Genomic DNA, 21,959 nt, shown 5'->3' on the forward strand with positions numbered 1-21,959 from the left:
AATTTGGTGCGTCCGAGTGGACTCGAACCACCGACCCCCACCATGTCAAGGTGGTGCTCTAACCAACTGAGCTACGGACGCAATCTAAATTGCATTGGTGACAGCGGGGACGAATATTAGCGGCCAGTTAGTCTTCTTGCAAGAGGAATAATACAAATTAAGGTTTAACTGTTCGTATTTGCATCTTTCGCAATGAGCGTGCCGTTTATTTATACAATAAGTATATTCGTCCCCAGTTTTAGAGACAACAAATTAGCGGGTTGAGCGTTGTAAAACCACCTCATCTGATTGTTTATGTATCCGTAAAATACGGAAGGAGATCAGTATTGCTGATGTGGTCAGGCCAATAATAAAGCCAATCCAAAATCCTGTTGGCCCCATGGCGGGTACAATATAGTTGGTTAATCCTAGAATATAACCACTGGGTAACCCCAGAATCCAATAGGAGGTGAAAGTGATATAGAAGATAGATCGCGTATCTTTATATCCACGCAAAACACCAGTACCAACAACTTGTATGGCATCAGATAGTTGGTAAAAAGCAGCAAATAGCATAAGTTGTGACGCCATGGTGACAACTTCAGGGCTGTCGTTATACATCAAGGCTATCGGTTCTCGTAGCATGATAGTAAAGATTGCAGTTAAACAGGAAAATATCAAACCTACGGCAATGCTGGTATAAGCTGATATACGGGTATTCTCAATAGATTTTTGTCCCAGGTTATATCCCACTCGAATAGTGGCTGCAACGCCTAAAGATATTGGAAACATGAACATCAATGAACTGAAATTCAGTGCGATCTGATGCCCTGCCACAGCAGTAACACCTAAAGGGGAAATTAATAATGCAACTATCGCAAATAGAGTAACCTCAAAAAACATTGCCATAGCAATAGGCAAGCCCAGAGAGGAGATACGTTTCAGGATATGCCATTCTGGTGCTGCAAAACGACGTACAGGGCGAATATCCTTTTGTGAGGATGAATGTTTCACATACCAACGTAATAACAGAAACATAACCCAGTAAACGCTAGCAGTAGCAACACCACAGCCAACGCCACCCAGAGCGGGTGCGCCAAATTTACCGTAAATGAGTATGTAGTTAATCGGAATGTTAATTAACAATCCTAAGAATCCAATAACCATTCCTGGCTTAGTTTTTGATAAACCTTCACATTGATTACGAAGTACCTGATAAAACAGGTAACCTGGTGCACCCCACATTATTGCGTGGATAAATCCAACCGCTTTTTCTGCCAAAAGCGGGTCTATATTGTGTTGTTTATCAATGAGAAATTTACAGTTATATAAAATAGCAATAATGATAATTGACAGGAAGGTTGCCAACCAAAACCCTTGCTGTGTTTGGCTGGCAATCATATGCCTGCGACCTGAACCATTCATCTGCGCAATAATTGGTGTCAAAGCCATTAGCAGACCATAGCCAAATAAGATAACTGGTAGCCAGATAGAGGTACCAACAGCAACCGCGGACATATCTGTTGCACTGACACCACCCGCCATAACCGTATCCACAACCCCCATTGCAGTTTGTGAGAATTGGGCAATGATGACGGGAATTCCCAGAGCAAGCAGACTACGCGCTTCTTTTAAATACTTCTGCACGTATACACCTTTTTATAAGTAGAAAATATTAAGTAAAACTTCAGTATATGAGAAATGATTTTCGAAAAATCAATTGCTTAACTAACCATGATATTGTATCCGTTTGATATTATTTAGCAAGAAACGTCTTAACACCTCTTTTGGGCCAGGGAGTTACCACTCAATAGAAATAGGAAATCTACATTCATAAGGCTCGTATAGTATTTATAAATGGTAACTTGATATAAACTAATTAGTAATTTTACATGGTATTAAGAGGTTCTCTTATGTTCACTGGTATAGTTCAAGGAAAAGCACCATTGGTTGCTATTGATGAAAAAAATAATTTCCGGACTTATGTAATTAAATTTCCGGCTGAGTTATTGCCAGGCATTGAAACGGGAGCGTCAGTTGCCAATAACGGTTGTTGTCTGACAGTGACCAAAGTGGAAGGTGATAAGATCAGTTTCGATTTAATGAAAGAGACTCTGCGCTTGACTAACCTTGGTGATTTACAGGTAGGAGATTATGTAAACCTGGAGCGGGCGATTAAATTTGGCGATGAAATTGGTGGACATTTGATGTCCGGTCATATCATCACTGTCGCTGAAATATCTAAAATTTTTACGTCAGAAAATAATCATCAAATATGGTTCCGTATCCACGATAAGCAATTGATGAAATATATCATGCATAAAGGATTTATTGGCATTGATGGCATCAGCTTGACGGTTGGTGATGTGGTGAATAATCGTTTTTGTGTTCACCTTATTCCTGAAACACTAGAACGCACAACATTGGGTAAAAAACGCCTTGGTCAAAAAGTGAATATTGAGATTGATCCACAGACTCAGGCGATTGTTGATACGGTAGAACGGGTTCTTGCTCAGAAAGAGCAGGAAAAAATTATCGCTCAACATCCAGTGATTATTCTTGATGAATAGTTGGTAAACGAAAAGCTACAGGGTGTTCTGTAGCTTTTGGCTTTAAGCTGACAGTGAAGCCATTGAGTCAGTATTATTATGGCGCAAGCCAATAGTTTTGTTTTCATAATCAATCTAATCACATAGCAAAAAGAGTCGTTGAGCTTATCGATGATGGAAAAATGAAGCTTTTGTGATTTCCATTGCAGTATTTTGTGTATTATGTTAGTTAATATAATTTCTGACGTTGCTATATTGTTAAGATACTATCTTGCAAAGTGCAAGTCAGCCACTGTATTACTGTATTTTTAGAGGCTATTTTATGGAAAACACGCTTGAGTTAGATGAATGGCTTGAAGAACCTACCCACGATGATGCTGTTGAAATGATGAATGCACAAGCTGTCGTCCCTTTCGGCACAGCGCTCTGGCCTTAACAGCCCTTCATAAAGAAAAAGTAAGGGGAATATCCCCTTACTTAAAAAAAGACAGGATTGTTCTTATGGATAAAAGTCTTAGAAATATGTATCGATGTTTATCGTATCATCCTGCAATTTCGGATAAAGTAAGAAATAATGAATGTATAAAATTGTTTATTGGAGCTGACATTGAACATGGTGATATTGTACAAAAGATGCATGTGTACGAAAAGAATTTTAAGGTAAAATCAGATCTCATTTTCTTAGAAGAAGCATCAGTTGACGATGTAAAACAGAAAATATCTGATTGCGATTTGTTTATTTTTCTTTATGCATCATCAACATTGAAAAATGCATCTCCACAAGGTCCGGAATATTTAATTAAACTAAAGCGCTTTATTACTGAATCATGGAAAAAGTCAGTACTGTTTAAAGATTACGGTTATCATTTTATTGAAGCATTTAGTGAGTCGCAAGAATCAATAGCAGAAAGAAATAAAAAACTTATTGAGCTATTAAAACGATCACAAAAAATCCAATATACAGATAATAAAGGTAATTCAATTATAGGTTATTTAGATAAAGATCATAAATGGACTTCTGTTGATGGAAGTGGAAATCTTGATGTTATCCCTGGAGAAATAGCAAGCCACATAAAGAACCTTAACGGCAGCATTAGTTTCAGTGGTACCTTTTTGAGCACTGCGCCATTTGCCATAAAATATGGTGTTGTGAATGATATGATGATTATAAATATACAGGACGGTGAGATTATTGGGTTTGATTGTGATAATGCTGAATTTAGTCGGGATTTTGATTTATATTTGAATCATAATCGCGGTAATAGCATTGTCGAAGAATTTGGTATTGGTACCAACACGGGAGTGAAAGCACTCTACGGCAGAAATGCAGGTTTTGAAGAAAGGCACCCAGGTTTGCATCTAGGTTTGGGTGGTGGAATAAAGGGAAGTCATCATTTGGATTTGATATTTTCTGGTGGAAAAATAGAGTTTGATCAAACACTTGTTTTTGATAATGGCTATATTGGTTATTTTAGTTAGCGAGGGGTGTTTATATTTTTAATGTTAAAGACATCTCTTGCATAAATATTTAAATAGTAAAGTTATATTAAAATTCTTCTTTTAATGTTTAAAGATCTGAAATCGATTTCTTATATCGTTTAAATTTAGTTAAGTCCTAGGTTGAGGCTACAGTGGTATTCCGCTGTAGCCTTTGATTAATTAGCGGGTTACTCGCAATCCACCTTCAATACCTTTGGGGCTGAACATTATTTGCCATAATTGAATATCGCGGGCACGAAATGCACCTGCACTGGCATTTAGGTAATAGCTGAACATACGTTTAAATATTGGGCCATAGTTATCTTTTATTTCAGGCCAACTGGCAATAAACCGCTCATACCAGGCCATCAATGTGCGGTCATAGTCTGCTCCAAAATTATGCCAATCTTCCATAATAAGACGGTTTTTACTAGTGTGAGCTACTTGTTCAATAGAAGGTATACAGCCATTAGGAAAAATATATTTACTAATCCACGGATCAGCACTGGCTTTATCTTTGTTAGAACCGATGGTGTGTAGTAAGAATAATCCGTCAGGTTTCAGGTTTCTTTTGACAACCTCGAAGTAAGTTGAATAATTCTTAGGCCCGACGTGTTCAAACATACCTACAGAAACAATCCTGTCGAACTGTTGATGTAAATCTCGGTAATCTGTCAGAAGAATGTTTACGTCCAGATTAATACATCTTTCCTGTGCATATTTTTGTTGTTCCGTAGATATGGTTACTCCTGTTACGGAAACGCCATAATTTTTGGCAGCATAAGCCGATAATCCCCCCCAGCCACAACCAATATCTAGCAGAGTCATACCTGGAGAGAGCTCTAATTTCTCGCAAATGAGTTTCAATTTATCAAGTTGAGCTTGTTCTAATGTTGCAGCTTGTTTCCAGTATCCGCAGGAATATTGCATATGAGAGTCAAGCATACGGATGAAAAGGTCATTGCCTAAATCGTAATGTTTATGGCCTACAATCCATGCCCGTTTTGGGGTTTGCAGATTACGCAAACGAGTTATTGCGATTTTCAGCGTATCTTTGAGGCTATGAGGTATTTTATTTTCTAGTCCAGCTCGTAAAACGCGATAAAAGAAAATATCTAACCGTTCGCAATCCCACCAGCCATCCATATAACTTTCACCTAATCCCATTGAGCCATGCTGTAAAACTCTTTTATAGAAGTCAGGATTTTTTACCTGAATATCATAAGAATTGTGACCGTTAATCTGTATACCCGCTTCTTGTAACATTTCATTGGCAATTTGCTGCCAGGAGTTAGTGACGACTTTCTGGTTTTCGATATAGGATGAACTCATACTACTCTCCAACGTTAAGGTGATGGGATAATTGAGGAGCTTGTTTTAGCTAATAAAGTAGAATGTGAGAACGCAAAATGCGAAAAGTTAAAGCGAAAAACCTTAAAGGTGGCTAATCCATTAGTTTAATAAGAGCAACCATTGCTCCTGAAAACCTCAAATTCCAGATTATTAGAATAAGGAATTGATATGAGTATAAAAGCGTAAAATTGTTTCATCAATTAATAAATAAAGACTGTGATTAATTGAACATTAACAGTCTTTATTTAATTAACACTTTGATTAATATTAAGAATTCTGCTCGGCGGCTTGTTTATAACTGTCAGGTTTTTTTTTCCATTGTATAAAATATCCTAATGACATTAGCACAATGGTAGAAGCCATGACGGCTGTTGTTGATACCAGTGGGTTGCCAATAAGTGGATTGTCGATAAATGCTGAAACAATCAGACTGGCAATAAAACAAAGTCCTAATTGAAGTGTATTTTGCAATGCGGCTGCTTTTCCACTGTCTTGTGGGTAAGCGGATAAAGCGTTTGCTACTGCTATTGGATATGAAGCACCATTCATTACCGCCATAAAACAGAAAGGTATCAGAATTGTGAGCAGAGAGGGGGCACTGAATTTGGCGATTAAATACAGTGAAATCATACTGGCAGCATAACCAGCTAATAGATAAGGGAAAATAATCTCACTTTTTATTTTAGTTAAAATGCTGCGGCACCCGTAACCTCCTATCATAAAGGCCAATGTTTGTGGTACATAACTTAGACCTATGTCATTCGGGTTATATCCCATTTCACTAAGAATAACAGGCGAGCCTGTTAACCAGGCAAAAAAGCCAGCGCTGCATGATGCATATATTAAAACATTGCCACTGAATATCGGTGCTCTGAGTAACGTAAAGAAAGATACATTACTCGTTTGTGTTTGAGCCTGATCCTTTCTACGATTTTCTTGCAGGAATAGAGTTGGTAACAGCAGCAGGAGTGCGGTTGCCATTAATACCAGAAAAATTATGCGCCAGCCGCCATGTTGTAACAGCCAGGCTCCCATCAAAGGCGCCAAAGCAGGGGAAAGGGCAACCAGAGGCATAATCGTTGCAAAAACGCGTTTAGTACGATTGCTATCATAACGATCAATAACGAGAGCTTGCCATGAGACTGCTGCTGAACAAACACCTACAGCCTGGACAAAACGCAACACCAAAAGTTGAGAGGCGTCTGTTACCCAAATCATGCCCAGGCAGCCAATAGAAAACATGGATAATCCTATGATAATAATCGGTTTTCTTCCGAAGCGATCAGAAAGAGGCCCCCATAAAAGCTGAGCAACGGCAAAACCGGCAAGAAAGATGCTTAGGCTGGCACTGATTGCTCCAGCCGATGTGTTTAGCTCTTGTTGCATCGAGCTGAAAGCCGGCAAATACATATCGATAGCCAGATAACCTAGCATACTCAAGCCTGCAAGGTAGAACATGAACTGACTTGAGTTTTTCATTTGATTACTCTCTTTAGGTGTCATGATTGAAATAACTTGCTGTGATAGGTAGATAAAAACACTTGTACCTATTCTATATGCCGTGATTTTTACTTGTGAAACGGTAATATTTGCATAATGCTGTGAAAAAAATTGAAAGGTAAAATTATGTGGTCAGAATATTCACTTGAAGTCGTGGATGCTGTCGCCAGAACAGGAAGTTTTAGTGCTGCTGCGTCGGAACTTCATCGTGTTCCTTCTGCTGTCAGTTATACCGTAAGACAACTAGAAGAGTGGCTTGCTGTTCCGCTATTTGAGCGTCGCCATCGGGATGTGGAATTAACGGAGGCTGGTAGTATTTTCATTAAAGAGGCTCGTTCTGTTATCAAAAAGATGATTGACACTCGCCATCAATGTCAACAGGTTGCAAATGGTTGGAGAGGGCAATTCCATATTGCTATTGACAGAGTAGTAAAACCAGAACGTAGTCGTCAGCTTATTCTTGATTTTTATCACCATTTTCCTGATGTAGAACTGTTTATTCATCAGGAAGTGTTTAATGGCGTGTGGGATGCGTTGGTAGATGGCCGGGTTGATGTTGCAATTGGTGCAACCCGGGTCGCGCCAGTAGGAGCAAGATTCAGTTTCAGAGATATGGGATTTATGCCCTGGTTATGTGTGGTCAGTGCGGGTCATGCTCTTACTCAGTTGACTGCTCCACTGTCTGATAATCAAATGCGACCTTATCCAAGTTTGTGTCTTGAGGATACTTCCCGCAATTTACCGAAGCGTGACACTTGGACGCTGGATAATCAGCGCAGATTGGTCGTTCCTGATTGGGAATCTGGCCTGGATTGTTTGAATGAAGGGTTATGTGTGGGAATGGTACCAAAACATAGGGCAATGCCGCTTATCCGGCAGAAAAAGCTGGAGGCGTTGGAATTGGTTCAGCCTTTGCCAGATAGCCCGTGCTGCCTGACATGGGCACAAAATAGCCATTCTCCAGCATTAAGTTGGTTGCTCGACTATCTTGGCGATAGTGAAACACTTAATGCTGAATGGCTTCAGGAGGAGTGAGGAATAAGCAAAATTAACGACGATAGTCGATAAATGGGCCATCTGCGACGGAACGACGTTCAACCAGGCGTGGATGTACTTCAATGGTTTGTGCATCTTCACGTTTATTGATTATTCTGTCTAGTAACATGGAAAATGCCATCTGTCCCAGGCGTTCTTTGGGTTGATGAATGGTTGTCAATGCAGGCGAAAAATAACGGGCGTTGCGTACATTATCGTAACCAATCACTGAAATATCCTGGGGGACTCGTAACCCTAATTCATCAGCAGCACAAATAGCGCCCATTGCCATAACATCACCACCACAGAAAACCGCGGTTGGACGTTGTTTTTGATTTAGAATTTGATGCATGGCTTTATAACCCGATTCAGGCTCAAAATCTCCTTGAACAATCCATTCGTCTCTGATTGGGATGCTGGCTTCTTTTAATGCTTTCAAGAATCCTTGATGGCGGCCACCACCGGTATTTCGTGCCAGGGGACCAGGGATTGCACCAATATCCCGATGGCCTCGTTCAATAAGATAACGGCCAGCTAAATAACCGCCGTGGAATGCATTATCGATAATAGTATCAGTGAAATCACTTCTGGCTTGTCCCCAATCCATGACGACCATCGGAATATTGCGATAATCTTCCAGCATTCCTAGCAGCTGTTCCGGATATTCTGAACACATAATCAGTAAACCATCCACACGCTTTTGTGCCAGCATGGCTAAATAGGCTTTCTGCTTATCAATATTGTTGTGTGAGTTACATAAAATCAACGTATAGCCTTTGCTGTAACAACTGTTTTCAACGGCTTCAATGACCTCAGCAAAATAGGGGGCCTCACTGGACGTTGCCAGTAATCCGATCGATTTGGTGTGGTTAACCTTCAGACTGCGAGCAACGGCGCTGGGTGAATAATTCAGTTCTTTAATCGCAGCCCAAACCGCAGCCTTAGTATCTTCAGCGACAAAGCGGGTTTTATTAATAACATGGGATACGGTAGTGGTTGAAACGCTAGCATGTTTAGCCACATCTTTGATCGTTGCCATGAGATGAAAGACTCCTGACCTTTTGGTCTAAATTTATAAATCTTTGTGAATCGTTTGCCAATATCTTTGATACATAGGGAACGTGGCAATTATTTATCGATAAACTTCGAATTTTGTCTGATCTGGCTCAAAAGTGAAAGCAATAATCGATGTTATAAAATGAGTGGTAATCGCTATTTTATGCTTTTTCCTTTCTATTAAGGATGATTAGCCATATCAAATCAAGGGTTTTTGTGGCTATAAACTTTTATTTTGAGGAGGCTCTATGGATACCGATTTAAAACTTGGTTTATTGACAGCTGTGAGTACGTTAGTGATGATTGCCATTTTAGCTGCTCTTTGCTTGATTTTTGCGTGATGTTTTTAACTGATTAAATGGTATGGAATATTGAGTTTTATATTAACAGAAAACAGGGCAGATGGCTTGGATGGAGCATCCGCCCTGAATGTTAGAATGGATGGTAATTAGTTGAATGAATAGCTATTAAGCCAGGTTTTCTTCAACGAATTTCCAGTTAACCAATGCCCAGAAACTTTCCAAATATTTAGGGCGTGCATTACGATAATCGATGTAATATGCGTGTTCCCAAACATCCACGGTCAATATTGGTTTATTAGAAGAAGTCAGGGGAGATGCTGCATTAGACGTATTCACGATAGCCAGGCTACCATCAGTTTTCTTAACCAACCAAGTCCAGCCGGAACCAAAATTTTTCATAGCTGAATCGGTAAATTGCTGTTTGAATTCAGCAAAAGAACCGAATGATTTATTAATAGCCTCAGCGATTTTACCTGTTGGTTCTCCACCACTATTGGGAGACAAGCAATGCCAGTAAAAAGTGTGATTCCAGACTTGAGCTGCGTTGTTGAGAATGCCACCTTCAGAAGTTCTTATAATTTCTTCCAGAGACTTCTCGGCAAATTCGGTGTCTTTAATCAGATTATTCAGATTTATGACATAAGTATTGTGGTGTTTACCATAATGGTATTCCAGTGTTTCTGCGGAAATATGGGGCTCTAATGCATCTTTAGCATAAGGCAGAGGTGGTAATTCAAAAGACATTGCGTACTCCTTTTCATTTCGGGTTTTAGCTCTGTAAATCATGCATTCAGTAGGACAAAGCATGGTAAAGAGCAAATGTAAGCTAATTATTGTATGGCTATTTTTGTTAATTATCTTAACAACTTCTACGATAAATAACAGAAAAAAAGATGTCATTTGCGCTTGGATAAGAAAATATCAGGATGCATCTTGGTGAAAGAAAATGGTATTCTCCGCCAATATATTGTGACGATGTTGGCTATCAGCATACTGTTGGTTTAAAGGAAATAAAAATGACGACTATTGAGAAGATTGAGCGCCAAATTAACGAGAACCCAATTTTGTTGTATATGAAAGGTTCTCCTAAATTACCAAGTTGTGGTTTTTCTGCGCAGGCGGTTCAGGCTTTATCTGCATGTGGTGAACGTTTTGCTTATGTTGATATTTTGCAAAATCCAGATATTCGCGCAGAATTGCCAAAATATGCTAACTGGCCAACTTTTCCTCAACTTTGGGTAGAGGGCGAGTTGGTAGGTGGATGCGATATTATAATTGAAATGTTTCAGCGCGGTGAGTTACAAACATTAATTAAAGAAGCGGCTGATAAATACCGCTCTCAGGACGAAAACATCGTAGAGTAATTATTCAATTAACTACAGACTATACCCTATGGATTTCAAGATGCCTCGCGACGGCAAGGGAGCGAATCCTCGGGAACATAGATAACGATGTGACTGGGGTAAGTGAACGCAGCAAACAAAGCAGTAGCTTGAAAGATGACGGGTATATATATGTTATCTCCCCATATTCTGATATATGGGGAGATTATTATCTTATTAAATTACATTTAATTATATTAATCATATAGTTAACTGTAATTCTGTGGTTTATAATTAGCTTATTACGGTAAGAGCATGAGTGATATTCACGATGCACATAAACTTAAATAAGTTTGGTCCATTGGCACTTAATCAGGCATTTTCCTCTACTACTGTTGTTAATGGCCAGCCACCAAGCCGTTTCCAGCGGTTAACCATTTCACAGAATAATTCGGCAGTACGATTAGTATCGTATAAGGCGCTGTGAGCCTGATTATTGTCGAAAGAAACTCCCGCTGTGATGCAGGCTTTTGCCAGAATCGTTTGCCCTAAAACCAAACCACTTAAAGCAGCTGTATCAAAAGTCGCAAATGGATGAAATGGATTCCGTTTTAGCCTCGTGCGTTCCGCTGCGGCCATAACAAAACCGTGATCAAAGTTAGCATTGTGAGCCACTATAATTGCCCGATTACAGTGGCTGTTTTTTATCCCTTTACGAACCATTTTAAAAATAGCATGCAAAGCTTCGTATTCACTCACTGCTCCACGTAGCGGATTTGATGGATCAATTCCGGTAAATTCCAGAGCGGCTGGTTCAAGATTAGCCCCTTCAAATGGTTCAATATGGAAATGAAGTGATTCGTCAGGCGCTATCCAGCCGTCATCATCCATCTTCAGTGTTATCGCAGCAATTTCAAGTAATGCATCTGTTTTGGCGTTAAAGCCGCCAGTTTCAACATCAATGACTACAGGATAATAACCTCGAAAACGTCCACTAAGGACGTTTGGCTCTTTTTTATCAGACATCAGATTGAGTTACCCAGAGCATTGCTGGCATTTTTGTTTTCAATAAGCTCAATTTTGTAGCCATCGGGATCTTCAACGAAAGCGATGATAGTTGTTCCGCCTTTTACCGGGCCAGCCTCACGGGTAATATTTCCGCCAGCTTTGCGAATACGCTCGCAAGTTATTGCGACATCATCAACACCTAATGCTACATGACCAAATGCATTTCCCATCTCATAACTGTCAACTCCCCAGTTATAAGTTAACTCAATCACTGCTCCCTCACTTTCATCAGCATAGCCAACGAAGGCGAGTGAGTACTTATATTCTGTATTTTCACTGACGCGCAGTAGGCGCATTCCTAAAACCTCAGTATAGAAATCAATGGAACGTTGTAAATCACCAACGCGGATCATAGTATGGAGTAAACGCATAATTACCTCTAATTTAATGGTTTTTATTTTATTTTTGTGCAGTACCCCGCACAAAAAACACTAACTATAACTTGTCTTACGGTTACAGTTCAATTTATCCATAATTATAATTTATTCTTATTTAGGTTTATAATTAAACATAGTATATGAAATGTATAGGTAAGGGGATGTGATGGTTGAGCAACTAGAGTTTTTTGCTATTCCTAGCCCTTGCCGAGGAATTTGTCAGGCTAATGAACGGGGCTTCTGCTTGGGGTGCTATCGTAGCCGGGAAGAAAGGTTTAATTGGATGAGAATGACGGATGAGCAAAAGCGCCAAGTATTGAGACTTTGTCGGCAAAGATATTTACGTACATTGAGAGTTCCCAATCAACCAGATGAAGAAAGACCTGAACAGCCATCACTATTTTAATTAACGATTCTTTGAGGTTATTGGGATTAACAATTCAATGATTTACTTATATGGAGTTATATTTTTGGCGAAGTCATAAATGTTCTACTATAATTTAGCGTATTTTGTTTGTTATTTTCTTATTTATTGTTTAGTGGAAAAGTTCATTGTTCTTATTTTGATTGTCTGTATAACATTATGTTTCAAATGAAATTTTTAGCTTGGTTGTGTGACAAATGTAAAATAAAAACAATATTAATGCAAAAATAGATAGATTAGCATTTGGATGACAGCTATCCTTATAGTACTTGGAATAAAGTATTGAATGGTATTTATTGATTCCTATTTGTTTGCATTCATAGTTATGATGGTTTTTATGGTTAAGATATTGTATGTTGATTGTTTTACTTTGGATTTAATTTAAGTTTTGTTGTTCTTGGTTATAGTTACCTGAATTAGTTAGTTATTACGAATTTGCTGTGATTACATAGAAGTTATATATACTTTTTAAGGCTAGTTAGCCTAATTTAGAAAAATTTGGCTGTTATGTTTAGTAGGCTGGTTATTTAAGGAGGGACAATTGGAATCGACATTGGGATCAGATCTGGCACGGTTAGTCCGTATTTGGCGTGCTTTAATTGACTATCGTTTAAAACCATTGGAATTAACTCAGACTCATTGGGTAACGTTATACAATATTAGCCGGTTACCACAGGAGCAATCTCAGATACAGTTGGCGAAAGCTATCGGTATTGAGCAACCATCTTTGGTAAGGACATTAGATCAGCTTGAGGAGAAAAGGCTCATCACCAGGCACACTTGTGCTAATGATCGTCGAGCTAAAAGAATCAAGCTAACTGAAGACTCTGAGTCTGTTATTAGGGAGCTAGATGGTGTTATTGAATCCACAAGAAATGAGATCCTGGATGGTATTACACGAGAGGAACTTGATTTTCTTTCCACTTTAGTTCAGAGACTAGAGCAAAATATTATCCAATTACAGAGTAGATAGTAATTATGGTATTTATGAAGTGCTAACAAAATGAAAGAAGACCGCGACTTGAAAACTAAGTCACGGTTTTCTTATTGATTTCTGATTTATTGTCGAGGAGAAACGGTAATATTGCTGCCTTGGCCTGCAATTCTTACACGTTGACCTTTACTGAAGACTGTTTTGCCTTGTTTTTGAACGACAATAATACTTTCACCGCTATCCCGACGAATTTCTAATTCTACACCTTTAGTTGTGTTGAGTGCGCCTTGAACATTTTGACCTGCAACACCACCAGCAATCGCACCAGCGGCTGTTGCCAATGTGTTACCACTCCCCCCCCCAATAGTATTACCAACCAAACCACCAAGAACGGCTCCACCAATCGCACCTAATACGTTCTCATCACTGCCTGCCTGAATGTTGACAGGGCGAACGGAGACAATAGTACCGTAAGAAACAGTTTGAACCTGTTTAGCTTGCCCGGCAGTATATGTATCTCCAGAAAGGGAATCGGTATTGACACAGCCTGATAATGAAACGACTGCGACCGCGCTAACTAAGAAATGCTTCAACATAGTAACTCCTAATTTCGATGCCTGACTGCGGAAATCTGATAGCTGATGGGCAACCAGGCTAACAACCGGCATTGGCAACAAGTAGTAAAAAGTTTATTTGAATAGAATATCAGTACATTAGCAATCTAGTACTCAATGTATATTAAACGTCAATAGAGATTTTTCAAAGAAATAGCTATTAATGAAAAATTCAGCATTTTTTGTGAGGTTGTTTCCAAAACTCAGGTTTTATTCCTTTGTTTGTCTGTTAGCCATATACAGCTAAAACCACTGCGCTTTATAGTTATTAACTGACATGGTTTCTGATTTTATCAAGACAGATTATAAGCAGGAAGGCAAAATAATGGTTATGAAGTCGGGTCGCTATATTGGTGTAATGTCTGGTACAAGTCTGGATGGGGTTGATGTAGTACTTGCAGCAATTAACGATAAAGTTGTTGCTCAGCAAGCCAGTTATTCGCATTTGTTCCCATATGAATTGAAGCAAAAAATTCTCGCAGTTTGCCAGGGGCAGCAAACGACATTATCTGCAATAGGCCGGTTAGATTATGAACTTGGCTCTTTATTCGCTGAAGCGGTACAAGGTTTACTAGATAAAACAGGATTAACTGCTAGCGATATTACCGCGGTGGGGTGTCATGGTCAGACTGTTTGGCATGAACCAGATAGTCATACTCCGTTCACCATGCAACTCGGTGATAATAACCGTATTGCAGCTTTAACCGGAATTACGACTATTGGTGATTTTCGGCGGCGGGATATGGCGTATGGTGGGCAGGGAGCACCATTAGTCCCGGCGTTTCATTTTGCTGTATTGGGTCATCCGACAGAACGAAGGATAATTCTCAATATTGGTGGCATTGCTAACATAACGACTTTATTGCCAGGTTCATTGGTCAAAGGGTATGACACCGGTCCGGGGAATATGTTGATGGATAGCTGGGTATGGCGCCATCAGAAAAAACCTTATGATAAAGATTCTCAATGGGCACGAGAAGGTGTCGTTAATAGCAGCTTACTCAAACAAATGCTTTCTGATAATTACTTCTCACGACCGGCTCCTAAGAGTACAGGTCGCGAGTATTTCAATATGAGTTGGTTGGAAACACAATTAACGAGCTTTCCGGATATATCGCCTGTTGATGTTCAGGCAACACTGGCTGAGCTGACGGCGGTGTCTGTGTCACAGCAAATCATGTTGAGTGGTGGGTGTGAACGTCTGCTGGTTTGTGGTGGTGGTGCTCATAATTTGCTGATAATGGGTCGACTTTCTGCATTATTGCCGGGAACAGAGGTGTGTCCGACAGATAAATATGGCCTTAGTGGTGATGATATGGAAGCACTGGCATTTGCCTGGTTGGCATTCCGTACAATGTCAGGGGCTCCAGGGAATTTACCTTCTGTTACTGGTGCTAATGCTGAAACTATTTTAGGTGCAATTTATCCTGTTACTAATCAGTAACAATGATAAGCTGTCGTCGGTATTTAATGGGTGATAAGCAGAGTTACATAATGTCAGAGCATAATGAATTTGATGTTGCAAAATTACGCCGAGAATATATTCGTGGTGGGTTAAGACGCAAGGATTTGACCAAAGAACCTATTGAACTTTTTGAGCGTTGGCTTAAGCAAGCATGTGAAGCCAAACTCAGTGATCCAACCGCAATGTGTATAGCAACCGTGGATGAGCATGGTCAACCATATCAACGTATTGTTTTATTGAAGCATTTTGATGCGAATGGATTAGTTTTTTATACAAATTTAGGCAGCCGGAAAGCAAAACATTTGGCTCAGAATAACAAAATTAGCCTTCATTTCCCTTGGTATCCTTTGGAAAGGCAAGTTTCTTTCCTTGGTAAAGCTGAACGCCTTTCTTCTGTTGAAGTGGTGAAGTATTTCCATAGCCGCCCTAAAAATAGCCAGATTGCTGCATGGGCTTCGCAACAATCTTCTCGTATTTCCACGCGAGGTATTTTAGAAGGAAAATTTCTTGAACTGAAACAGAAATTCCTAAATGGTGAGGTGCCTTTGCCGAGTTTCTGGGGGGGATTCAGAGTGACTTTTGATTTTGTTGAGTTCTGGCAAGGTGGGGCAAATCGGTTGCATGATCGGTTTATTTATCAACGAGAAGATGATGGTTGGCGGATTGACAGGCTTGCACCATAAATCGTGGATTATCATTTTTAATACTGGTACTTATAGTAGTGGCGTTTTATGCTATGCCACTCTTTTTTAAGCTGCGACTTATACCCTATGGATTTCAAGATGCATCGCGACGGCAAAGGAGCGAATCCCCGGGAGCATAGTGAACTATGTGACCGGGGTGAGTGAGTGCAGCTAACAAAGAGGCAACTTGAAAGATAACGGGTATATACAACAGATAAATACACAAACCGATGGAGTCATTAATGTCTAGCAATAACCTGATAAAACAACTGCAAGAGCGGGGCCTCATTGCCCAGGTGACGGATGAGGATGCGTTAGTAGAGAGACTGGCGCAAGGCCCTGTTTCTCTCTATTGCGGTTTCGATCCGACCGCCGATAGCTTGCATTTGGGGCATCTGGTTCCTTTGCTGTGTTTAAAACGATTCCAGCTAGCTGGGCATAAACCTGTGGCATTGGTCGGGGGAGCCACGGGTTTGATTGGTGATCCAAGTTTTAAAGCCACTGAGCGCAAATTAAATACTGCGGATACTGTTAAAGAGTGGGTAGAAAAGATCCGCAGACAAGTTTCACCTTTCTTGGATTTTGATTGTGGTGAAAATAGCGCCAAAACAGCTAATAATTATGACTGGTTTGGCGGCATGGACGTTTTGACTTTTTTGCGTGATATTGGCAAGCATTTCTCGGTTAACCAGATGATTAACAAAGAAGCGGTTAAACAGCGTTTGAACCGTGATGATGTTGGTATTTCTTTCACTGAGTTTTCTTATAACCTGCTGCAATCATATGACTTTGTTCGTTTGAATGAAGAACATGATGTTGAGTTGCAGATTGGTGGTTCTGACCAGTGGGGAAATATTACTTCTGGTATTGATTTAACCCGTCGTATCAACCAGAAACAAGTGTTTGGTATGACCGTACCGCTGATCACTAAATCTGATGGTACTAAATTTGGCAAAACCGAAGGTGGCGCTGTTTGGCTGGACCCGAAGAAAACCAGCCCATATAAGTTCTATCAATTCTGGATCAACACTGCGGATGCGGATGTTTATCGTTTCCTGAAATTCTTTACCTTTATGAATCTTGAAGATATTAACGCTCTGGAAGAAGAAGATAAAAATAGTGGTAAAGCTCCTCGTGCCCAGTATGTATTGGCAGAACAAGTCACCGGGATGGTGCATGGTGAAGGAGGGTTGGCAGCGGCTAAACGTATTACAGAAAGCCTGTTCTCCGGTGCTGTTGCTGATTTGACTGAAGCTGATTTTGCTCAACTGGCACAGGATGGTATGCCGGTAATTGAGTTGGAAAAAGGAGCAGATTTACAACAGGCTCTGGTTAATGCTGGGTTAGTGCCTTCCCGTGGGCAGGCTCGTACTATGATTAGTTCCAATGCGGTAGCCGTTAACGGTGAAAAACAATCTGAACCTGAATATGTATTTACTGACAATAATTGCCTGTTTGGTCGCTACACATTATTGCGTCGTGGTAAAAAACACGATTGTTTAATTTGCTGGAAATAACCGATATTGCATAGCATAACGGGCAACGGTAACTAACGTTGCCCTTTCTTACTTATGATTCTTATTTTACAAATAGAAGCCAGAATAAAAAACATAGGCCACCATTGTGAAAAATATCCTTTCAATTCAATCTCATGTTGTTTTTGGGCACGCTGGTAACAGCGCTGCGGAATTTCCTATGCGTCGGATGGGAGTAAATGTCTGGCCGTTGAATACAGTACAGTTTTCAAATCACACTCAATATGCACAATGGAAGGGGTGTGTTATGCCTGCGGGTCATCTTACAGAAGTCGTTCAGGGCATTGAAGAAATTGGACAGCTGAAATCCTGTCATGCTGTGTTGAGTGGGTACATTGGTTCACCGGAGCAGGGAAGTCATATCATTGATATCGTGAAACGGGTAAAAGCTGCGAATCCTGATGCCTGGTATTTCTGTGATCCCGTTATGGGACATCCAGAGAAAGGTTGTATCGTTGCTCCTGGGGTTACTGAGTTTTTGTGTGAAAAGGCGCTTCCTGCGAGTGATGTCATTGCGCCGAATTTACTGGAGCTTGAAACGCTCAGTATGCAGAAAGTGACTAATGTAGAGCAGGCGGTTACAGCTGCTCGCACTCTGTGCGAAAAAGGGCCGGGTATTGTACTGGTTAAGCACCTTAGTCGTGCTGGTTACCAGACTGATTGCTTTGAAATGTTATTGGTGACGCAAAAACATAGCTGGCATGTTAGTCGGCCTTTGGTGGATTTTGGTGGGTGTCAGCCAGTTGGGGTTGGTGACTTAACCAGTGGTTTGTTATTAGTTAATCTATTAAAAGGTGAGTCTTTACAGACGGCTCTTGAGCATGTTGCTGCTGCGGTTTATGAAGTTATGGTAACAACTAAAGATATGGATGAATATGAGTTACAGATTGTAGCTGCTCAAGACAGAATGGTAGCCCCTGACCATAAATTCTGTGCAACACAACTGGATTAATCTCATTAACCGTTCCACGAGTATCGTATGTGGAACGGTTTGTATTATCTGTAAATCAAATTAATCCTTCAGCTTTTAATGCATCACGAACATTCGGACGTTCCGCAATTCTTTCACGATAGTCTTTAAGATGTAACAGATTGGATAGATCTACTTTAACCAAAGGAGCCCAGTTACTGACAGTAAATAAATAGGCGTCAGCAACAGTAAAATGATTTCCGGCAATATAGGGTTGTTTTGCTAATACTTTATCTACGTAAGTGAATTTTTTCAGTAAGTTATTAATAACAATTGGGAAATAATTTTCTGGTGTTCCTGGTAAAAACAGTGGTGAGAATCCTTTGTGAATTTCACTGGAAATATAGCTAAGCCATTCAAGTTGATGATATCGTTCCATGGTTCCGGCTGGTGCAATCAATTGTCTGTCCGGTTTCTGGTCTGCAATATATTGAACAATAACAGTCCCTTCAGTAAGGAGTTCATTGTTGTCTAGCAGGAGAGTTGGTACCTGGCCTTTGGGATTAACTGCGAGAAAATCGTCGCCGTTCTCCATTTTTTTGGTTTTCAAATCAACTTTAATGATGCTGAAATCAAATCCAGCTTCGCGAAGTATGATGTGAGGAGATAAGGAACAAGCTCCGGGTTGGTAATACAGTTTCATGTGTCGCTCCTTAAAAATTTCCGATACGATAATAGATATAATAGGACAAAGGAACTTAGTAAGGCATTTGTCATGGCCTTAATATATATTACCACGACATAGGAGAATATGTTATATCAAACTAATAATTAAACTGAGATAAGATTGTGGAGTTGTATCATGGCGTGCTTTATTTTATCTTTTTCCTTGGCTTATTTGATGTGTTATCTGGGCTTTTATACCCTATGGATTTCAAGATGTATCGCGACGGTAAGGGAGCGAATCCCCGGGAGCATAGATAACGATGTGACCGGGGTGAGTGAGTGCAGCCAACAAATAGGCAACTTGAAAGATAACGAGTATATAACATTTCTGGCAAAATTGTGGTGTAAATAGGAAAAATTAAGGGCAGTTTTGGATGAAATTGTTTATCCAAAACTACCAAATACTTTGTTTCATATCACATATCTTACAATTATTTATGTTATCCTGAATGAATAATAGAGATTGTTGATAATTTCAGAAATTAATCTTCTATTGGCTATAGAATAATTAATATGTTATTTTTGCTGAATGATTTATAATCATAGTAAAATAAATTGAATTTGTTTGTAAAATCATTAAAAATAACCATGCATTTTTTATAGTCTCTTGTAAAAATATCCTTTTTATTTTCTTTTTGAAAACTCTCAATTAATTTAATATAAGCGTCATTAATTATTTTAATTTGCTTATTAAGTCTATTTATTGAATTGTTTATGTTTTCAAAACTGAATGAAACATCAGGTATATTTAAAGTGATTTCCTCTATCAATGAAGAAAATTTATGTATTTGTTTTTTATCCTCTCCATTAGGCATATTCTTTAATAATTGTTGTATTTTTATGTGAGTTTTTATTGCGAAACTTTTCATTTGGTCAAATTCATCTTTAGTTATTTCAAAGAATTGTGGTAACTTTAGGATAAAATCATTCACCTTGTTGAAATCTGACTTGATTTCTTTCAATATGTGATTTACCTTGGCAATATAACCATGACCTAAATACCCACAGCTAAGTGATCCTAGATAATTTGTGGTTTTGTGTATATTTTGAATAATTCTATCAATATCTTGTTCATCAAAATTATATGCGTATTCATAGTTTTCCAGAGCTGACGGCCAGCCAGATAATGATTTGCTAAATTCATGCCAAAAGGCTGTAATCTCTTGCGAAGGATCATGATTTCTCAGACATTCTGGCAATTTTATATTGGTAATTGATTTAAACATATTGGATATAATTAAAAAGTCATTTTTCATTTTATGTACCTTGCTAGAATAATAAAAGTCATTAAATTGTAAAAATTATGGAATATAATGTTTTAGTAAAAAGATTAAAACTATTATAAATATAAGATATTCTATTGTTCTTTCGTTGATTTTATACAAATTAAGTTTTTGGTTATATTAAAGGACAGATTGCTGATTAGCGCAAGGAATAGAGATGATATTTTTTATTTCAGTAAAAACAATTATGAGGTTATATCATTTAACTATTTAATTACAAAGGATTTAATTATTTTTCTTAAATAGTTTCTAATATCTTAATTTAAAATTAAATTTTACCTATTCGAGAATATTTAATTAAGTGATTAATTTATCTTTTTATTATAGATAAAAAGGCCCGAGAAATAGTTTTTTCGGGCCTTATAAATTAAAAATCCATGATCATTAATTAGATTGTTGTAATTCCAGTTCATTCATTGTTGAAATGCTGAAACCACCGTCAACATGCAGAATTTCACCGGTAATACCACCGGACAGATCTGAGCATAGGAATGCCGCCGCGTTACCAACATCTTCAGTTGTTACAGTGCGGCGAATTGGGTTGACGGATTCACAATGAGCCAGCATCTTACGGAAATCTTTGATGCCGGAAGCGGCTAAAGTACGGATAGGGCCAGCGGAGATACCGTTGACACGAATACCTTCAGTACCCATAGCGTTAGCCATATAACGAACATTAGCTTCCAGGGAAGCTTTTGCCAGGCCCATAACGTTATAGTTAGGGATTGAACGTTCTGCTCCCAGATAGGAGAGTGTCAGTAAAGCAGAATTTGGGTTCAGCATTTCACGGCAAGCCTTTGCCAAAGCAACAAAGCTGTAAGAGCTGATATCATGCGCGATTTGAAAGCCTTCGCGGGTAACTGTATCCACATAATTACCATCCAGTTGATCAGCAGGTGCAAAGCCAATGGAGTGAACAAAACCATCGAATTTTGGCCAGACTTTGCCTAACTCAATGAACAGGGCTTCAATGCTTTCATCTTCAGTTACATCGCAAGGCAAAGCAATAGTAGAATTTAGAGATTCAGCGAATTCTTCTACACGAGGTTTCAACTTATCATTTTGATAAGTGAAAGCCAGCTCAGCGCCTTGGTCATGCATTGTTTTTGCAATACCATAAGCGATGGAGAGTTTACTGGCGACGCCAGTGATCAGAATGCGCTTACCGGTCATAAAGCCCATAACAGTATCCTTAGTGTGATAACGTCAAATGATATTAATGAATTAAAATTGCTTACAGAAACAATATCAATATGACGTTTTATTGTTAACAAACCTAGTGATTCTATCACGCTGGAGAGAAATATGCTGTATTTTGCTTTCTGCTCCGAGCAGTGATTATTGTTTTGTATATCCTAAGGCTAT

At 39.2% G+C, this 21,959-nt stretch carries 21 protein-coding genes and 1 tRNA gene; 10 read left to right on the top strand and 12 right to left on the bottom strand.

Annotated elements, in window-relative coordinates:
* Positions 1-4: 4 nt before the first annotated feature.
* Together BO26_RS20850 and BO26_RS20855 are read right to left on the bottom strand one after the other, a co-directional pair.
* Positions 5-81 (bottom strand) — tRNA-Val (locus tag BO26_RS20850).
* Between the two features lie 171 nt (positions 82-252).
* Positions 253-1,626: an MATE family efflux transporter gene (locus tag BO26_RS20855; protein WP_036774809.1), complete on the bottom strand. Its 1,374-nt coding sequence runs from the start codon at positions 1,624-1,626 to the stop codon at positions 253-255.
* 266 nt (positions 1,627-1,892) lie between these two features.
* Between BO26_RS20855 and BO26_RS20860 the strand changes: the two genes are divergently transcribed.
* Positions 1,893-2,549, top strand: a complete 657-nt coding sequence (locus BO26_RS20860; protein WP_036774811.1) for a riboflavin synthase — start codon at positions 1,893-1,895, stop codon at positions 2,547-2,549.
* A gap of 480 nt (positions 2,550-3,029) precedes the next feature.
* Positions 3,030-4,007, top strand: a complete 978-nt coding sequence (locus BO26_RS20870; protein WP_036774815.1) for a CgnE/CgnB domain-containing protein — start codon at positions 3,030-3,032, stop codon at positions 4,005-4,007.
* Between the two features lie 180 nt (positions 4,008-4,187).
* Here the strand turns inward: BO26_RS20870 and cfa are convergent, their stop codons facing one another.
* Together cfa and punC are read right to left on the bottom strand one after the other, a co-directional pair.
* The gene (gene cfa, locus BO26_RS20875; RefSeq protein WP_036774817.1) at positions 4,188-5,339 is read right to left on the bottom strand and encodes a cyclopropane fatty acyl phospholipid synthase; all 1,152 of its coding nucleotides are present in this window, start codon (positions 5,337-5,339) and stop codon (positions 4,188-4,190) included.
* Between the two features lie 288 nt (positions 5,340-5,627).
* Complete coding sequence (gene punC, locus BO26_RS20880; RefSeq protein ID WP_036774819.1) at positions 5,628-6,863, bottom strand: purine nucleoside transporter PunC; 1,236 nt, start codon at positions 6,861-6,863, stop codon at positions 5,628-5,630.
* A 123-nt stretch (positions 6,864-6,986) separates the two neighbouring features.
* Here punC and punR point away from each other — a divergent pair, with 123 nt between their 5' ends.
* Positions 6,987-7,895, top strand: coding sequence for a DNA-binding transcriptional activator PunR (gene punR, locus BO26_RS20885; protein WP_015834063.1), 909 nt, complete (start codon positions 6,987-6,989; stop codon positions 7,893-7,895).
* Positions 7,896-7,908: 13 nt separating this feature from the next.
* Here punR and purR read toward each other — a convergent pair whose 3' ends face one another.
* Entirely contained in the window at positions 7,909-8,934 is a 1,026-nt protein-coding gene (gene purR, locus BO26_RS20890) for an HTH-type transcriptional repressor PurR (protein WP_036774821.1), read from the bottom strand.
* A 484-nt stretch (positions 8,935-9,418) separates the two neighbouring features.
* Positions 9,419-9,997 (bottom strand): superoxide dismutase [Fe], encoded by a 579-nt coding sequence (gene sodB, locus BO26_RS20895; RefSeq protein WP_036774823.1) that lies wholly within the window; start codon positions 9,995-9,997, stop codon positions 9,419-9,421.
* 272 nt (positions 9,998-10,269) lie between these two features.
* On the opposite strand from sodB, the gene BO26_RS20900 reads away from it, so the two are divergent.
* A complete protein-coding gene (locus BO26_RS20900) occupies positions 10,270-10,617 on the top strand; it encodes a Grx4 family monothiol glutaredoxin (RefSeq protein ID WP_015834067.1) in 348 nt (115 codons plus the stop codon).
* A gap of 330 nt (positions 10,618-10,947) precedes the next feature.
* Here the strand turns inward: BO26_RS20900 and rnt are convergent, their stop codons facing one another.
* On the bottom strand, positions 10,948-11,601 hold the full coding sequence (rnt, locus tag BO26_RS20905; protein ID WP_036774826.1) for a ribonuclease T: 654 nt from the start codon (positions 11,599-11,601) through the stop codon (positions 10,948-10,950).
* A complete protein-coding gene (gloA, locus tag BO26_RS20910) occupies positions 11,601-12,014 on the bottom strand; it encodes a lactoylglutathione lyase (protein ID WP_036774828.1) in 414 nt (137 codons plus the stop codon). Before gloA ends, rnt begins: the two co-directional genes overlap by 1 nt.
* 172 nt (positions 12,015-12,186) lie before the next feature.
* Between gloA and BO26_RS22575 the strand changes: the two genes are divergently transcribed.
* Together BO26_RS22575 and slyA are read left to right on the top strand one after the other, a co-directional pair.
* Positions 12,187-12,426 carry a DUF1289 domain-containing protein gene (locus BO26_RS22575; protein ID WP_072023318.1) on the top strand — a complete coding sequence of 80 codons (240 nt, stop codon included), beginning with the start codon at positions 12,187-12,189 and terminating at the stop codon, positions 12,424-12,426.
* Between the two features lie 559 nt (positions 12,427-12,985).
* Positions 12,986-13,417 (top strand): transcriptional regulator SlyA, encoded by a 432-nt coding sequence (gene slyA, locus BO26_RS20915; protein ID WP_036774830.1) that lies wholly within the window; start codon positions 12,986-12,988, stop codon positions 13,415-13,417.
* An 86-nt stretch (positions 13,418-13,503) separates the two neighbouring features.
* Here slyA and BO26_RS20920 read toward each other — a convergent pair whose 3' ends face one another.
* Complete coding sequence (locus BO26_RS20920) at positions 13,504-13,974, bottom strand: outer membrane lipoprotein (protein WP_036774832.1); 471 nt, start codon at positions 13,972-13,974, stop codon at positions 13,504-13,506.
* Between the two features lie 349 nt (positions 13,975-14,323).
* Here BO26_RS20920 and anmK point away from each other — a divergent pair, with 349 nt between their 5' ends.
* From anmK to pdxY, 4 genes are all read left to right on the top strand, one after another.
* Entirely contained in the window at positions 14,324-15,436 is a 1,113-nt protein-coding gene (gene anmK, locus BO26_RS20925) for an anhydro-N-acetylmuramic acid kinase (RefSeq protein WP_036774920.1), read from the top strand.
* Between the two features lie 50 nt (positions 15,437-15,486).
* Positions 15,487-16,140 carry a pyridoxamine 5'-phosphate oxidase gene (gene pdxH, locus BO26_RS20930; RefSeq protein WP_036774835.1) on the top strand — a complete coding sequence of 218 codons (654 nt, stop codon included), beginning with the start codon at positions 15,487-15,489 and terminating at the stop codon, positions 16,138-16,140.
* 242 nt (positions 16,141-16,382) lie between these two features.
* Positions 16,383-17,657, top strand: a complete 1,275-nt coding sequence (tyrS, locus tag BO26_RS20935; RefSeq protein WP_036774837.1) for a tyrosine--tRNA ligase — start codon at positions 16,383-16,385, stop codon at positions 17,655-17,657.
* Between the two features lie 106 nt (positions 17,658-17,763).
* The gene (gene pdxY / locus BO26_RS20940) at positions 17,764-18,627 is read left to right on the top strand and encodes a pyridoxal kinase PdxY (RefSeq protein ID WP_036774838.1); all 864 of its coding nucleotides are present in this window, start codon (positions 17,764-17,766) and stop codon (positions 18,625-18,627) included.
* Between the two features lie 55 nt (positions 18,628-18,682).
* Here the strand turns inward: pdxY and gstA are convergent, their stop codons facing one another.
* The 3 genes from gstA to fabI form a co-directional block, all read right to left on the bottom strand.
* Entirely contained in the window at positions 18,683-19,288 is a 606-nt protein-coding gene (gene gstA / locus BO26_RS20945) for a glutathione transferase GstA (protein ID WP_036774840.1), read from the bottom strand.
* A 520-nt stretch (positions 19,289-19,808) separates the two neighbouring features.
* Positions 19,809-20,567, bottom strand: a complete 759-nt coding sequence (locus BO26_RS20950; protein ID WP_036774841.1) for a hypothetical protein — start codon at positions 20,565-20,567, stop codon at positions 19,809-19,811.
* A 411-nt stretch (positions 20,568-20,978) separates the two neighbouring features.
* A complete protein-coding gene (gene fabI, locus BO26_RS20955; RefSeq protein WP_036774844.1) occupies positions 20,979-21,776 on the bottom strand; it encodes an enoyl-ACP reductase FabI in 798 nt (265 codons plus the stop codon).
* Between the last annotated feature and the right edge of the window lie 183 nt (positions 21,777-21,959).

Origin of the sequence: Photorhabdus australis DSM 17609, from assembly GCF_000711895.1 — a bacterium.
GTDB lineage: Bacteria > Pseudomonadota > Gammaproteobacteria > Enterobacterales > Enterobacteriaceae > Photorhabdus > Photorhabdus australis.

Bases quoted from the DNA above. Each gene is read 5' to 3' on its own strand.
- BO26_RS20860 (WP_036774811.1), top strand. From the start codon at position 1,893: ATGTTCACTGGTATAGTTCAAGGAAAAGCACCATTGGTTGCTATTGAT.
- BO26_RS20870 (WP_036774815.1), top strand. From the start codon at position 3,030: ATGGATAAAAGTCTTAGAAATATGTATCGATGTTTATCGTATCATCCT.
- cfa (WP_036774817.1), bottom strand. From the start codon at position 5,339: ATGAGTTCATCCTATATCGAAAACCAGAAAGTCGTCACTAACTCCTGG.
- punC (WP_036774819.1), bottom strand. From the start codon at position 6,863: ATGACACCTAAAGAGAGTAATCAAATGAAAAACTCAAGTCAGTTCATG.
- punR (WP_015834063.1), top strand. From the start codon at position 6,987: ATGTGGTCAGAATATTCACTTGAAGTCGTGGATGCTGTCGCCAGAACA.
- purR (WP_036774821.1), bottom strand. From the start codon at position 8,934: ATGGCAACGATCAAAGATGTGGCTAAACATGCTAGCGTTTCAACCACT.
- sodB (WP_036774823.1), bottom strand. From the start codon at position 9,997: ATGTCTTTTGAATTACCACCTCTGCCTTATGCTAAAGATGCATTAGAG.
- BO26_RS20900 (WP_015834067.1), top strand. From the start codon at position 10,270: ATGACGACTATTGAGAAGATTGAGCGCCAAATTAACGAGAACCCAATT.
- rnt (WP_036774826.1), bottom strand. From the start codon at position 11,601: ATGTCTGATAAAAAAGAGCCAAACGTCCTTAGTGGACGTTTTCGAGGT.
- gloA (WP_036774828.1), bottom strand. From the start codon at position 12,014: ATGCGTTTACTCCATACTATGATCCGCGTTGGTGATTTACAACGTTCC.
- BO26_RS22575 (WP_072023318.1), top strand. From the start codon at position 12,187: ATGGTTGAGCAACTAGAGTTTTTTGCTATTCCTAGCCCTTGCCGAGGA.
- BO26_RS20920 (WP_036774832.1), bottom strand. From the start codon at position 13,974: ATGTTGAAGCATTTCTTAGTTAGCGCGGTCGCAGTCGTTTCATTATCA.
- anmK (WP_036774920.1), top strand. From the start codon at position 14,324: ATGAAGTCGGGTCGCTATATTGGTGTAATGTCTGGTACAAGTCTGGAT.
- pdxH (WP_036774835.1), top strand. From the start codon at position 15,487: ATGTCAGAGCATAATGAATTTGATGTTGCAAAATTACGCCGAGAATAT.
- tyrS (WP_036774837.1), top strand. From the start codon at position 16,383: ATGTCTAGCAATAACCTGATAAAACAACTGCAAGAGCGGGGCCTCATT.
- gstA (WP_036774840.1), bottom strand. From the start codon at position 19,288: ATGAAACTGTATTACCAACCCGGAGCTTGTTCCTTATCTCCTCACATC.
- BO26_RS20950 (WP_036774841.1), bottom strand. From the start codon at position 20,567: ATGAAAAATGACTTTTTAATTATATCCAATATGTTTAAATCAATTACC.
- fabI (WP_036774844.1), bottom strand. From the start codon at position 21,776: ATGGGCTTTATGACCGGTAAGCGCATTCTGATCACTGGCGTCGCCAGT.